Origin of the sequence: Leptolyngbya iicbica LK, assembly GCF_004212215.1 — a bacterium.
In the GTDB taxonomy this organism is placed as follows: domain Bacteria; phylum Cyanobacteriota; class Cyanobacteriia; order Phormidesmidales; family Phormidesmidaceae; genus Halomicronema; species Halomicronema iicbica.
In genome coordinates, this window is record NZ_QVFV01000002.1 from 1248835 (window position 1) to 1263749 (window position 14915).

Sequence of the window (14915 nt, forward strand, 5' to 3'; positions counted from 1 at the left end):
ATTTTAAGGCGCATAAGGCAGCACCAGTAAGGTATTTCCACGACGACCAAAGACAGTAACGGGAGTGCCCGAAGGCAATACATACCGACCATCGGGAATACAGAGACGAGCTGTCCAACTAACACCCATGACCTTAACGCGACCGGGCAGATGCCCTGCAATGGTTTGCTCCACTTCGCCATGCATGGTTTGTTCAAATAACTCAGCTTGAGTGGTTTCGAGAATGTACATAATCGCCTCCAGGTTTGACGGTGGATTAGCTGATGCTAGACATAATTGGCTCGTCAGCGAGCTTCAGCGCACCAGTTGTAATTAGGAACATGCACCAGTTGTAATTAGGAACATGCAAAACCAGTACCGGGCATAAAGGCAGCGACAGCAGGTTTTGCTTTGTCAAGGAAGAAAGGTAGATCGCACCCTGAATCTTCTTGTGCGGTCTTAGAAACGACGAGGACTGACAAAGGGGGCCAGGAGATTTTGGGCTTCTTGATCGATTGCATTTTCGATAGAAGTCCGGTTGGCCTCTAATGCCGCCGCAATCTGTCGGCTAGCCCGTCGCCGAGCTCGCCGGCAAGCAGGCCGAAAACGACCGCAGCGGCTAACATGCAGGCTATAGCTGTCATAATCAAAGCCCAGGTCGTTACCAATCCGGAATTTGATGTTTAAGCGGACGCTTCGTGAACCAATAATTGCCGGAGCACGCCCGTAAAGATTGACCTGAAGAACACCTTCTCGGACGTTTAATTCGGAGACGGCGCGGTTCCAACGCAGATTACTAGGGCTGTTGCGTCGAGCTAGATCAAGGGCGAAAGCCTCAATGCGCTGAGAGCTTCGTTGCAATTGACCAGAGAGGATATCGAGAGGATTGGTTTGGGCTACCAAAACTTCTGATGTCACTGGGCTAACGGGCATTGCTTGGGCTTTTTGCATCAAAGGGGTACCCATCACTGCGGACAACGCCGTTGAAGCGGCAAAGAAAAGCGCCAGATATTTACGAGTAGTCATGATTTGAGTCCTCTTAATTGAGTGAGTTGGACATCCCGAGTTAGAAACCTGAAGTTCCGCCTCGGGACATCTCGTTTATCACCCAGGGCGTGGCTGTGAAGGCGAAATGAAAGGGAAGACCAACTCCAAAGTGCTTAACCTGCACGGACGACCAAACCAGCGTGGAGTTTTGTGATGCCTGTGAGAAATCCCTCACAAATCTGGAACGGCTTCTAGTCAGGGCTAAAAAAAGAGAGACAACATTTCTGAGATCAGGCGTGTTGTCTTGTAGATGCTTCTAGCGCCCCTTAGTCTTTGGACACCATGAATCGTCAAGAATTTGAGACATCCTTTGAGTCCCTGACGCCAAGACAAAAAGATGTTCTGTGGCCGTTTTTGGCCTTTCAGACCGACGAAGAGATTGCGACTGAACTGCATTGCACTCCAGCCAATGTGCGACACCACATTGCCAACGTCTGCAAGCGATTTGGCTACACCAACGATGAAGGAGAGTCTTACTCTTACCGCCACGATCTGGTCGAAGCGTTTATTCAGCATCAGCCAAAGAAAGTGAGTACACAATGGCAGGCCAAACTGCTCGCCGCGCAGCCAGAAGAACCCGAATTTCCAGGGCGGCCATTGTTGGTGGATAGCCGTTACTACTTAGAGCGGCCCCCAGCAGAGCAGAGAGCCCTCAAAGTGTTGAAGCCGGGGGCGCTAGTACGGGTTCGTGGTCCCCGGAAAACGGGCAAAACCTCGTTGCTTTATCGCACGCTGCACCAGGCGAGAGAATACGGCTGCCAAACGGCAGCGGTGAAGCTATATCGGGCTGGCAGCGGCATCTTGGGAGATGTGCGGCGGTTCTTGCAGTGGTTCTGTTTGCAAATCAGTGACGAAGTGGGTTTGCCTCCCAAGCTGGAGGACTATTGGAGCGATTTGCGGGGCGATGCCTCTAGCTGCTCGCAATATTTGCAGTCCTACCTGTTGGACCAGCTAGAGCAACCTATCGTCATCGGCATTGATGAAGCGGATTTGTTGTTTGAATACCCCGCCACTGCGGAGACCTTTTTTCGTTTGGTGCGGGGCTGGTCAGAGGAAGCGAAAAGCTCTGAACGCTGGCAGCAGTTTCGTCAGGTGGTGGTTTATGCCACGGAGGTCTATATCGATTTTGACCTCAATCAGTCGCCGTTTAATGTGGGTACGCCTATTAAGCTGGCGGCCTTTGGAGCTGACCAAGTGCAAGAGTTGGCCTGGCGCTATGGGTTAAAAACCTTCACCATCGATCAAGCCAATGACCTAATGGGTTTGGTGGGGGGACAGCCACACCTGATTCAGTTGGCGCTCTATCACCTGTACGATGGCTGGACGTTTGAGCAGGTGATGATCACTGCAACTAGCCAAACGGGCATCTATAGCAATCATTTGCAGGCACTGATGGATAAGCTGACAGCTCATGATGACTTGGCTGAGGCCTTTAAGACGGTAGTTGCTGCGCCATCAAAACCAGTGACTTTGGCTGCAAAGCCTGCCAAGCAGCTAGAAGGACTGGGCCTAGTGAAACGGAATGACACCGAGGTTGAGCTCAGTTGCCAGCTCTATCGCCAGTATTTTGGCACGCATCTGTAGAGGTTGAGCGAGACCTAAAGGCAGATTTTGGGTTCTCAATAACACTGTGCTGGATTCCCAATACTCACTCTAATCAGGCTGACTGTTCATTAAGCAACCCCTTCCAACAATGACAATCCCCAATTATGACTATGAATTTCAGGCGGGTGGCAGCCTCGCCGCCGATGACCCTAGCTATGTGGAGCGAGAGGCCGACGAGGCGCTTTATCGAGCCATCAAAGACCGTAAGTTTGCCTATGTCTTTAACTGTCGGCAAATGGGCAAGTCGAGTTTGCGGGTACGCACCGAAACGCGGTTGAGATCGCAGGATTACTGCTGTGCCACGATCGATCTCAGTGCCTTCGGGGTTGAGGAAGTCTCAGCGGCCCAGTGGTATCGCACTCTCATTGGGGAACTGAATCGTCGTTTAGGAGACTTGCTCTCTCCCCAGGTTCTTGATCGCTGGCTAGAAGAACAGCGCGAAGTTGCCCCCATTTATCGGCTCGAAAGATTTGTCGAAGATGTGGTGCTGGCTTGCATCACCGACCAGCCTATCGTCATTTTTGTGGATGAAATTGACACGGTGCTGTCGTTGACATTTCCGGCTAACGACTTTTTTGCTTGGATTCGCTCGTGTTATAACCGGCGGGCCGATGAACCGATTTATCGGCGTCTGACTTTTGTGCTGTTGGGGGTCACAACTCCATCACAACTGATTCAAGATGTGACACGCACGCCGTTTAATATTGGTCAGGCAATCGAGCTGACGCCTTTGGCTTTGGCCCGCGCCACACCTAAGCTGGCGGCGGGACTGGCCGGTTGGGTGGCAGACCCATCGCAAGTATTAGCAGAGATTTTTGAGTGGACGGGAGGGCAACCCTACCTGACCCAGCGACTCTGTAAGGAAGTGCATGAAGCCGCAATGGAGACCGAGAGCCAGCCCTGGATTCAGGCGGGCGAGGAGTCGGCGATGGTGACTCGCCTGGTGGAGCAACGAATCATTGAGCACTGGGAAGCTCAGGATGACCAGGATCACTTGAAGACAATTCGCAAACGGCTGTTGCAGCGGGAGCAACTGGCCAGTCGGCTGTTGGGAGAGTATGAAAACATTTTGCAGGGGGCCGTGGTGCCTAAGCGCAATATTGCCGACCATCGCGAGTTGCGGCTGGCGGGGCTGGTGGTGAGTCGGAATAACCATTTGCAAGTGTTTAACCGCATTTATGCCCAAATTTTTGATGCCGTATGGGTGCAGCAGATGTTGGCTAGCTTGCGCCCCTATGCAGAAGATTTTCATGCTTGGACGGTTTCCAATTTTATCGATGAGTCTTATTTGTTACAGGGACAAGACTTAATTGATGCTGAGGCTTGGTCCAAAGATAAAAGCTTAAGTGCCTTGGACGATCGTTATTTGCGGGAAAGCCAAGCTCTGGAAAACCGTAAAGTACGACTCGCTTTGGAGCAAATGGCTACTCAACTCAATGAGAACATTGAGGAACGACAAGCGAAAATTCAAGAAATTGAGATCCAACGGCAGGAACTCGAAAGTCAAAATCAGGAAAGCCAAAAAAAGCTCCAGCGGCGATCAGTGTGGGCCACAGGGTTGCTAATTGCTTCAGTGATCGGGGGGGGATTAGCGCTTGGCACCTATTCACAGTTGGGAAGCGCCCAAGCAGAATTGCAAGCGGCACGAGAGGAGACCCAAAGAGCTATAGATGAAGCCCAAGGGGCTGATCAGCAACTTACAGAGAGCCAGCAGCGCTTACAGGAGAATGAAACCCGCTTAGAGGAACTGGAAGAAGCTGAAAAAACAGCACAGGCAACGGCACAAGCGGCTGAACAGCAGCGGCAGCAAGCCGAAAGGCAACAGCTGGAAGCAGTAGCTCAAGCTAGAAAGGCAAACGCCGAGGCCGAGGCGGCCCAAGTGGAAAAAGGGGAGGCGCAGAAAGTTAGCACATTAACCCGCCGAGAAGCGGAGATATACCAGCAAGTGAAACAGCTCGAATTAGATGGGGTAGCGGTCCGGAGCATCGGTATCAGGACGCCAATTGGGGCTTTAGCTTCGGCAACCGCGTTAAGCATGAGCATCAGCACACTTACCGAAGAGCTTATAGAAATCTGTCGGCAGCTAGGAAAAGATGACTGCGACCATAAACTACTGGCTCAAGAGCCAGCGAAAGCCTTAAAAGCTCTAGTCAACCGCACACGGCATCAGATCCCCCTGCAAAGCCATAGGGGCGAGGTTAATCACGCGGTGTTTAGCCCTAATGGTGAGCTTATTGTCACGGCTTCTAAAGATGGCACGGCAAGGGTGTGGGCTCTCGATGGCAATGAAGTCACCATTCTTAAAGGTCATGAGGACGAGGTCGTTCGTGCAGTGTTTAGCCCTAATGGTGAGCGTATTGTCACGGCTTCTAAAGATGGCACGGCAAGGGTGTGGGCTCTCGATGGCAATGAGGTTACTGTTTTAAGAGGGCACAGCCAAGATGTTCATCACATCAGCAGCGGTGAACGCATCGTCACTGCATCAAAGGATGGCACGGCACAAGTATGGTCGTTCAATGGTAGCTCCATTAACACTCTAAGAGGCCATGGAAACGATGTTGTTCACGCGGATTTTAGCCCTAATGGAGAGCGCATCGTTACTGCATCTTGGGACGGAACGGCGCGAGTATGGTCTCTTGAAGGGAATGAAGCCATTGAAGTCGCCACCCTAGGAAGTCATGAAGACGCAGTAGTTCACGCGGATTTTAGCCCAGACGGTAAGCGCATCGTTACTGCATCGAGGGACGGAACGGCGCGAGTATGGTTACTCGATAGTAATGAAGTCACTGAAGTCGCTGCCCTAGGAAGTCATGAAGACGCGGTAGTTCACGCGGATTTTAGCCCAGACGGTAAACGCATCGTTACTGCATCGAGGGACGGAACAGCGCGAGTATGGTCCCTCGATGACAATGAAGCCACTGAAGTCGCTACCTTACAAGGTCACAGTGCTTGGGTAGTTCATGCGGATTTTAGTCCTGATGGAGAAAACATCGTTACTGCATCAAAAGATGGTACAGCACGGATATGGTCTATTGATGACATCTCTGTCGTCAACCTAGAAGGTCCAAATAGCGAGGTCGCTCATGCCGCCTTTAGCCCTAGCGATCAGCACATTGTCACTGTGTATAAGGATGGCACGGCACGATTGTGGTCTTCCAATGGCATCTCAGTCGCTAACCTAGGAGGCCTAAACGAGGTCGTTCGTGCAGTGTTTAGCCCTAATGGAGAGCGCATCGTTACTGTATTGAGGAACGGAACGGTGCAGATATGGTCCGTTGATGGCAATGAAGTCGCTACTCTACAACGCCATGATAAAGAAGTTGATTATGTAGCCTTTAGCCCTGCTGGGCAGCACGTTGTCACTGTATCGTCGAGGGACGGAACGGCGCGGATATGGTCCCTCGATGGCAATGAAGTCACTACCTTAGAAGGCCACGAAGCATTGGTGGTTTATGCCGCCTTCAGCCCTGACGGTAGGCATATCGTCACTACATCCTTGGATAACACAGCGCGAGTATGGTCCCTCGATGGCAATGAAGTAGCTACCCTAGAAGGCCACGAAGCATTGGTGGTTTATGCCGCCTTTAGCCCTGATAGTGAGCATATTGTCACTACATCTTGGGATAACACAGCGCGAGTATGGTCTCTTGATGGCACCGAAGTAGCTACCCTAGAAGACCATGAGAGACCGGTGGTTCACGCCGCTTTTAGTCCTAGTAGTGAGCGCATCGTCACTGCATCAAAAGATGGCACGGCACGCATGTGGTCCCTCGACGGTAACGTAACTGCCATCTTTCTTCATAACAATGAGGTAGCTCACGCAGCCTTTAGCCCCGGTGGTGAGGTCATTGTTACTGCATCCTGGGATAACACAGCGCGGGTATGGTCTCTCGATGGCACCGAAGTAGCTACCCTAAAAAGTCATACAGAGGATGTAGTTCATGCAGCCTTTAGCTATGACGGTGAACATATCATCACTGCGTCTAAGGATGGAATGGCAAAAGTGTGGCCTTTGGCAGGGATATATTACCGGCAATTGGTTGGAGAGTCACTATTGTCTGGGGAAACGGTGTATACGTATTTGGGACAGAGCTGTCGCTGGCTGCGCAGCTACCTGGAATTGGAGTGGAATCAATATCGTTGGGCTGATTTACGCGAGGGCTGTGCGGCATATTGGTAAGTACCTTTCCAGATGAGTCCTGTAAATCCTGAAATCTGTGCGTCGCTCCACTGAAGGTATACGGCTTTTCCATCATTCCATCTCCGTTACCGACGAACAGCAAGCTATGAGGGATGTGAATCTTGGCTCGGCAGGGACGTAGCTGCGGCTTCATACCAAGAGCCGCTAGCCTGATGTCGATCTTCTAGTGGCCTTTCAGCGGTCGCCCACACATACCCCGCCAATAACACTAACAACACAGCGATTCGCAGCTTAGGTAAACGTTTTAGGAGAACTTCATTCGGTTGTTGACGATCAATCTGATGGGGCTGCAAAATGCCCCCAACTTCGGCACCCGAATGACATCAACTTCGGCACCTAAATAACGCCAACTTCGGCAGGTCGTGTCCAGCCCTGAGGAAGTGCTTATACCCTGCGCTCAATCCAGCGTCAGGGAGCAGAGCACCCCCATGAGACGAAGTGGTCAAGGAGCCCAATTGCCGATGGTGAAATTTCGAGAAATTATCCGCCTGCATGAGTTAGGCTACAACCAGAGCGAAATTGCGCAAAGCTGCTCGGTTGCCCGTTCCACCGTGCAGGACTATATCCGACGTGCGACCGGTAAAGGCCTGCGCTATGCCGAGTTGTGTCAACTCAGTGATAGTGAAGCCCAAGCCCAACTGGGCAAAGGTAAACCGCCTTCCGGTGACCAGAGGGTCATTGACTTTGCGGCGGTGCATCGTGAGTTGCAAGGTAAAGGCGTGACGCTAGCCCTACTGTGGCAAGAAGGGCTGGACCAGCAACGTTGGAACCTGAGCTACGGTCACTTTTGTCGTCGTTATCGCCATTGGAAAGCCCAGCAAAACCTCTCGATGCGTCAGCTTCATCAGGGTGGCGAGAAGTTGTTTGTCGACTACTGTGGTCAGACGGTAAGCGTCCACGACCCGGTGAGCGGCACCTGCCAGAGTGCCCAAATCTTTGTGGCCTGCCTGGGGGCCAGTAACTACACCTTTGCCGAAGCGACGCCGACGCAAACCTTAGCGCACTGGATTGGCTCCCATGAGCGAGCGTTAGCCTTCTTCGGAGGCGTGCCCAAAGCCATCGTCCCCGACAACCTGAAATCCGGTGTCACAGATCCGTGTCGCTATGAACCCGGCGTTAACCAAAGCTATCAAGCCTTTGCTGAGCACTATCAAGTGGCGATTCTGCCCGCTCGCTCGAGGAAACCTCGGGATAAGGCCAAAGTGGAAAAAGCGGTCCAGGAGATTGAGCGGCAGATTCTCGCCCCGTTGCGTCATCAACGCTTCACCAGTTTCAGTGAGCTGAATGAGGCGATTCGAGCCCGCTTAGAGCAGCTCAATCATCGGCTGATGAAAAGCTATGGCTGTTCCCGTCATGACCTGTTTGAACAAGTTGATCAACCCGCGTTGCAGCCCTTGCCCGCTCGCCCCTTTGTGTTTGCGCGTTGGAAACAGGCCAAGGTGAACTTGGATTATCACCTGGAAGTCGATAAACACTACTACTCCGTGCCCTACTGGTTTGTGCGCCGTGAGGTCAGCGTCAAAATCAGCGAAAGCTTGGTGGAAGTCTTTTATGACCATCGCCGCATTGCCGTTCATCCGCGCTCAAGTGCCCCCTATCGTCATACAACGTTGCCCGAGCATATGCCGCCGGAGCATTGGGCTTACAAACGTCAGTCGAAAGAGACGTTCTTAGCCTGGGCGCAGCAAGTGGGCCCCCACACTCACCGTCAGGTGACTGATATCTTTGCCGCCAAAGCCCATGAAGAACAAGCCTTTCGGACTCTCAAAGGCTTACAGTCCTTAGCCACTCGCTATGGCCCCCAGCGGTTAGAGGATGCCTGTCGGCACGCCAATACCTTTGCCCTTGTGGGATATCGACGCCTCAAAGCCATTCTCAAAGCCCGGATTGACCAACCACCGTCACTCGTTGAAGTGCCTCAAGTGCCCTCAGCTTGTCATGACAACGTGCGGGGCGCGGACTATTACCAATAACGACGACAACTGCTGATCTACAACTGAGAGTTTTGACCGATGCAACAAACTTTAGACCAATTGAAAACCCTCCGCCTCATTGGCTTGCTGGAGGCCTGGCAAGAGCAACAGGGACAATCCACTTACCATGACCTCACCTTTGATGAACGTTTCGCCCTGTTGGTTGAGCGCGAGTATCTGCGGCGACAGCACCAACGGCTGCAACGACGGCTCAAGCAAGCCCACCTCTCCACCCCGGCCACCTTAGAAGCCGTTGATTTTCAGGTGGCTCGGGGGTTGAAGAAAACCCAATTCCTGGAATGGGCACAGGGGCAGTGGTTGAGTCAGCATCTCAACCTCATTTTCATGGGACCGACGGGCGTGGGTAAGACCTTTCTGGCTTGCGTATTAGCGGACCATCTCTGTAAGCAAGGGTATAACGTGCGCTATTTCAAAACCGCTGAACTCCTCTCGGAACTGAAGTTTGCCAAGGTCGACGGCTCGTTCCCGAAACTCCGCAAGCAACTTGCAGCCTTTGACCTGATCATCCTGGATGAATGGCTCCGCGATGCCCTCTCGCCCAATGATGCACGGGAGGTTCTCGACTTCCTCGATGACCGCTATCGGCGCTCCTCTTGTTTGCTGGCTACCCAGTTTCCAGTGAACCAATGGCATCCCCAAATTCAAGACCCGACGTTAGCCGATGCCATTCTCGACCGTTTGGTCCACGACTCTTTACGGTTGACCCTCAAAGGCGAGTCCATGCGCAAACTCACCAGTCCTCTCCAAGGGCAGACTGATCTTATTGCGGAGGAAAACGCCATGGCTTAGAAATGCCGTTCATCATTGTCGTCACCAACTCGTCAACTGACGACATAATGAAATTGACCTGCCCGACGACGGCGAAATTCGCTCAGGTTTTCAGGGGGGGCCGAAGTTGATGCAACTCGGTGCCGAAGTGAGGAGAATACGCAGGGGCGGAAAGAATTGATTTGGAGCCAAAGTTCTTTTCATCATGATGCCTCGTAGGTTAAGGATTACGTTGGTCAAACTCAGTGGCGCAGCGATTCAACAATGATGGCAGTGGTTCCCAAGCACATCAGCAAAGCCAATACCCGTGGCACAAGGTGCTCCAGTAACCAGGTCAGCAGATAGGTGACGTCAGCTAGGTCAAGGGAGATCGCCCCAAAGTAAGCGATCGTGAAGCCTGCCAAACTCAACAGAAAATATTTCAAAGCCTTCGCGGTAATTCGCAGCAGCCAACCGTAGGGCGCAGATGTCTTCATGGGTTGTCTCCAGAATTAAGCCGGACGCATGAGCAGTTCTAGGAGCCACAGGGCTTCCAGGTCATCCTGATCAGACACCGGAGGCTGTGGGACTGGTTTAGAAATTGGTAGGGAAGGCTTAGCCGCGCTTCTACGAACGGGGCAGGAGCAATACAGCAATTGGAGATAACAGATTGAACAGTTCATGGCAGGTCGGGTTTGAAAGGACTAGGTAGGCACCCTGACCAAGGCGGTACGTGAGTTATTCGTTTTCAGGCCAAAACTTGATACCGTCGGCATCGGCAGGAGCCTGTTGAGAGGGGGCTGCCTCGACAGCATCGGGCGGAGCCGGGGCGATCACCTGACAAACGGTCGGGCGTAAATCCATCAAGACAGCGATCGTTAACACCACGACGCCAATCGCCAGCAAGATGCTTAAACCGCTCAGTCGCTGCTGCTGTGCATAAGGGCAAATCGGCGGAACAGTGCCACTGGTAGGTCTAGTTTTATCGGTGTAAGGACAGGTCATTAGCAGTTCCTCTTGATTGACCACACCATTAGGTTGTGATGAAAAGAAGCCAATCTCTGATACGAGAGGGATGACTCACAGCAAGCTGAAGAGATCTCACACTGGCCGATGCTGCAGGCCAAGTGGGAGCGACTTGTGAGAATTCCCTCACAGATCGTGAGGAACTGGAAATCTGCTCTAAAACAGAGAGATGAGCCAAGTCCGTTTTGCCGATTTAAGTGACTTGGCACTGTAGTTGTTGCTGTGGCCTATGCGTTGAAACATCATGTCTTGGACACTGGCGACGGCTACTGCAAGACACGCTCGCGAAGTCACACCTTTTCCCTCAGTCACTCGAATTTCTGTTGAACCATGACCAGCCCGAACTACGACTATGAATTTCAAGCCGGGGGTAGCCTGGCGGCTGATGCGCCCACCTATATCCAGCGAGCGGCTGACGAGGCGATCTATCAAGCGGTGAAAGCAGGCAAATTCGCCTATGTGTTTAATAGTCGGCAAATGGGCAAATCAAGCCTGCGAGTGCAAACGGAGAATCGCCTCAAGGCGGAAGGCATCCGCTGTGCCGCGATCGATCTCAGCACCCTGGGAACCGAAGAAGTATCAGCGGCCCAGTGGTATCGCTCTCTCATTGGCGAACTGAATCGCTGCCTTGATCTACTCCCTGCCCAAGAAGTCGATGCCTGGCTCGAAAAACAGGTAGAAGTGACTCCTGTTTTTCGTCTTCATCGCTTCATTGAAGATGTGCTGCTGGTACAAATTCCTGACCAGCGCATCGTGATTTTCATTGACGAGATTGATAGCGTGCTGTCGCTGTCCTTTCCTGCCAGCGACTTCTTTGCCCTGATCCGCGCCTGCTATAACCGCCAGGTCGATAATGCCGCTTATCGCCGTCTAACCTTTGTCCTGCTGGGGGTGACTACGCCCTCTCAACTCATCCGCGACAGCTCCCGTACCCCCTTTAATATCGGGCAGGCTATTGAACTAACACCCCTGACTCTGGATCGAGCCACTAGACTCGCCGACGGTTTATCGGGCTGGGTGGCCGAGCCGCAGCAAGTCCTTGCTAAAATCTTCTACTGGACCGGGGGACAACCTTACCTGACTCAGCGTCTCTGTGCGTTAGTGCAAGAAAAGGCCATGGAAGCCGATTCCTTACCTTGGATTGGCAAGGGGGAAGCCGCTGTTGCGGTTGCCGATTTAATGCAGCGCCAACTCATTCACAACTGGGAAACCTCCGACGAGCAAGCACACTTCAAAACGATGCGCGATCGCCTCCTGCGCCGTGAGCATCTAGCTAACCGTCTACTAGGCATGTACGAGCAGATTCTGACGCAAGGCTCAATTCCTAAAGAAAACAGCGACCCTCATATGGAACTGCGACTATCAGGATTAGTCGTCAGCTCCAATGGCGATCTAAGAGTCTTCAATCCCACCTATGCCCAAATCTTTGACATCGCCTGGGTACAAACGACACTGGAGAGCTTGCGCCCCTATGCCGAAAGCTTCCAGGCCTGGATGACCTCTGGCTGTACCGATGAGTCTCGACTTTTGCGGGGACAAACGTTGACTGAAGCTGAAGCCTGGGCCAAAGGCAAAGGACTCAGCGATCTGGATGACCGCTACCTGCGAGAAAGCCAAGCCGCAGAAAATCGCGACGTGAAATCAGCGTTGGAGCGATCAGAAGCCCTAAAGCAAGAAATTGAAGCGCGCCAGCAGGCTCTCGAACAGTTTAATCAGGAAGCAGAAGCTCAGATCCAAAAACAAAACCGCCGCATCCGCAACCGCTCTCGAATCGCAGTGGCTACACTCATTGCTTCGCTCGTTGGTGGTGCATTTGCATTGAGCGCGATCGTTCTCTTTAACAACGCTCGCGATGACTTGGATGTAGTTCGCGAAGTAGCCCAATTGGAAAGGGCTGGATTAGCAGCTCAAGAAAAGTTCTCGCTAAGAGAAACAGCAGCACTTTGGGATGCATTTAGAGCCGCTCATAGAGCTGTTCAGATCTATAAAGAATCCAACGGAAATCATCTGGCAAGCAGTCCAATCCTTGCACTACAAATGAGTTTAGAGCAAAAAAAAGAAATACTTTTACCTAGCTTCAAAGGAGCTGTTGAGCAGCCAACCACTTTGACGGAGTTCACACCCGAAGGAAATAGGGTGCTTACGATCATGAATGAGCATGGAGATATAGGCCTATGGGACTTAGAAGGAAACTTAATCACTCAATTCAAGGGACATGAAGATTTAATCAATCGAGCAAATATAAGCCCCAATGGAGAGTACATTGTTACAGCTAGCAAAGATGACGCTATACGTATCTTAAGCATAGATGGCAGCCTTATAAAAACCATGAATAGTATAAGTCCAATCACTAATATTTCGTTTAGTCCAAATGGGAAAAACTTTGGGATACTTGAGCAGAACGGAATATTAAACATATGGGATTCTAAAGGGAGTAGGGTATCAACATTAGGAAATGAGACTGATCCCATTGAGGAATTAATATTCGGCTCGAATGGCAAAATAGTTTTATTGAGAAGAGCGCAAAGTAATGCTTATATTCTTGATTTTTTAGAGGACAAAATAGTTAATCTGGAGACGAACAAAAAAACAATTTCTTCTATCAAGTTTAGTCATGACAGAACCCACATCCTGGCAAGTACAGATGATGGATGGATATTTATTTGGGATTTAGAAGGGAATCAAAGGTTATCAAAGCAAGTTCATGGCGAGATAAGTGAAATTATTCCTAACACTGATGACAATAACTTCATTATAATCTTAGACGGATTTGCAGAATTATGGAACTTTGAAGGCACTAAAGTTGCTGATTTCTATCCAGAAAAATGGGCTTTTGACAACGCTAATTTCAATCCTGAAGGCGACACTATACTATTGCGAGAAGCAAATGGATTCATGAGTTTATGGGATCTTGATGGTAATCAAACTGCACTTATGGAAGGTCATGAAGGTGTGATCACAAAGGCTGCATTTAATAATCGAGGGGATCTCATTGCCACCGGAAATAATGGCAACAAGGTAATACTCTGGGACTTACAAGGTAATCAGATTACTGTTATGGATGGTCATCAGTTTGCCGTGAAAGATTTGAAATTCAACTCAAAAAGCACATACTTATCCACAACCTCTTCTGAGGGTGTGGTGAGGCTCTGGGATCTAAGAGAAATAAGCGAATCTACGGAAGGACATCAAGGCCCCATTACTCCAACAGTATTCAGCCCAAACGAAAATTTTATTGTTTCTACCGGCATCGGTGATAAGCAAATATTTTCTTGGGAAATTCAGAATGGTCGACTTAAACCTGTTAAACGCCCTTCTCCTAAGCTACCAGAAAATGACATTCTTCATATCAATGAGGTTTTCTTTCATGACGATGAATACTCGATTCTAACAGTAGAGATTGCTGGAGAAAATCGGATGTGGCTCTGGAGTAGTGATGCAGAATTGATGTCAATGATGACAAACCCTAACGACGGGCCTCTTTTAGGAAGATTTAACACTGATTGTAATTGTATATATAGTGTTTCCTCAGATGGAACAGTACCTATCTGGGACCTAAGAGGAAATCAAATATCACTTATTTCAGGGCAAAGTCAGCGCTTTCCGGAAGTTGCATTCAGCTCAGATGGAGATTTTGCTATAACTACTAGCGAAAATGGGATTGCTCGTATATGGAATCTAAAATTAGGTAAGGCTACAGAAATAGAAGCACACGATGATGAGGTCTACAAAGCTACATTTAGTCCGAATGGAAATCTTTTTGCCACAACTGGAGGAGATTCGAAAATAAAAATATGGGAGCTAAATGGCAATAAAGTACTTGAGACAGAGATTCAAAATCAAGCCCCCCATATAAAGTTTAGTCCTAACAGAAATCAAGTTCTGATAGGTAGTGCTGATGGTAGTGTACAGCTGTGGAATTTAGATAATAATGTAGTTTCGCATTTTGAAATCAATCTGAATGGTATTAGTGAAATTCAATATAGTCCTGATGGAAACCACTTTGCTATCACTGATAGGGATGGTGTCGTAGGGATTTGGTTGTTAAACGGACAGCAGATTGCAGAGTATAGCGTACACGGTTCTTTCAATAAGGATTGGACATTGATAGCCAATCTGCAGCGAAATCCTTTAAGCAATAACCATTTTTTAGACCTTGCTACTGTATATACCACTTCAAACCTCGATGAACTCATAACGGACGCCTGCGATCGCCTCACTCCTTACCTGATGAACAACCCCGATCGCTCTGACGAAGATCGCGCCCTTTGTGGTCTCCCTCCCCTAGAGCAAACAACCACCACGAGTGACTGACA

General features: G+C 50.3%; 9 protein-coding genes. 5 read left to right on the forward strand and 4 right to left on the reverse strand.

The window, feature by feature from the left end; all coding sequences use genetic code 11:
* Window positions 1–3: 3 nt before the first annotated feature.
* Entirely contained in the window at window positions 4–231 is a 228-nt protein-coding gene (locus DYY88_RS12580) for an NfeD family protein (RefSeq protein ID WP_039727579.1), read from the reverse strand.
* Window positions 232–438: 207 nt separating this feature from the next.
* On the reverse strand, window positions 439–1005 hold the full coding sequence (locus DYY88_RS12585) for a hypothetical protein (RefSeq protein ID WP_039727577.1): 567 nt from the start codon (window positions 1003–1005) through the stop codon (window positions 439–441).
* 303 nt (window positions 1006–1308) lie between these two features.
* Between DYY88_RS12585 and DYY88_RS12590 the strand changes: the two genes are divergently transcribed.
* The 4 genes from DYY88_RS12590 (at window position 1309) to istB (ending at window position 9615) form a co-directional block, all read left to right on the forward strand.
* Window positions 1309–2610 carry an AAA-like domain-containing protein gene (locus tag DYY88_RS12590; RefSeq protein ID WP_052288479.1) on the forward strand — a complete coding sequence of 434 codons (1302 nt, stop codon included), beginning with the start codon at window positions 1309–1311 and terminating at the stop codon, window positions 2608–2610.
* Between the two features lie 109 nt (window positions 2611–2719).
* Window positions 2720–6811 (forward strand): AAA-like domain-containing protein, encoded by a 4092-nt coding sequence (locus DYY88_RS12595; protein ID WP_130199420.1) that lies wholly within the window; start codon window positions 2720–2722, stop codon window positions 6809–6811.
* Window positions 6812–7260: 449 nt separating this feature from the next.
* On the forward strand, window positions 7261–8805 hold the full coding sequence (istA, locus tag DYY88_RS12600) for an IS21 family transposase (protein WP_039723440.1): 1545 nt from the start codon (window positions 7261–7263) through the stop codon (window positions 8803–8805).
* A gap of 39 nt (window positions 8806–8844) precedes the next feature.
* Entirely contained in the window at window positions 8845–9615 is a 771-nt protein-coding gene (gene istB / locus DYY88_RS12605; RefSeq protein WP_039723441.1) for an IS21-like element helper ATPase IstB, read from the forward strand.
* Between the two features lie 221 nt (window positions 9616–9836).
* Here istB and DYY88_RS12610 read toward each other — a convergent pair whose 3' ends face one another.
* Window positions 9837–10070: a hypothetical protein gene (locus DYY88_RS12610; RefSeq protein WP_039727576.1), complete on the reverse strand. Its 234-nt coding sequence runs from the start codon at window positions 10068–10070 to the stop codon at window positions 9837–9839.
* A gap of 241 nt (window positions 10071–10311) precedes the next feature.
* Window positions 10312–10578 (reverse strand): hypothetical protein, encoded by a 267-nt coding sequence (locus DYY88_RS12615; RefSeq protein ID WP_130199421.1) that lies wholly within the window; start codon window positions 10576–10578, stop codon window positions 10312–10314.
* A gap of 351 nt (window positions 10579–10929) precedes the next feature.
* Here DYY88_RS12615 and DYY88_RS12620 point away from each other — a divergent pair, with 351 nt between their 5' ends.
* Window positions 10930–14913, forward strand: a complete 3984-nt coding sequence (locus DYY88_RS12620; RefSeq protein WP_039727573.1) for an AAA-like domain-containing protein — start codon at window positions 10930–10932, stop codon at window positions 14911–14913.
* The last annotated feature ends 2 nt before the right edge of the window (window positions 14914–14915 follow it).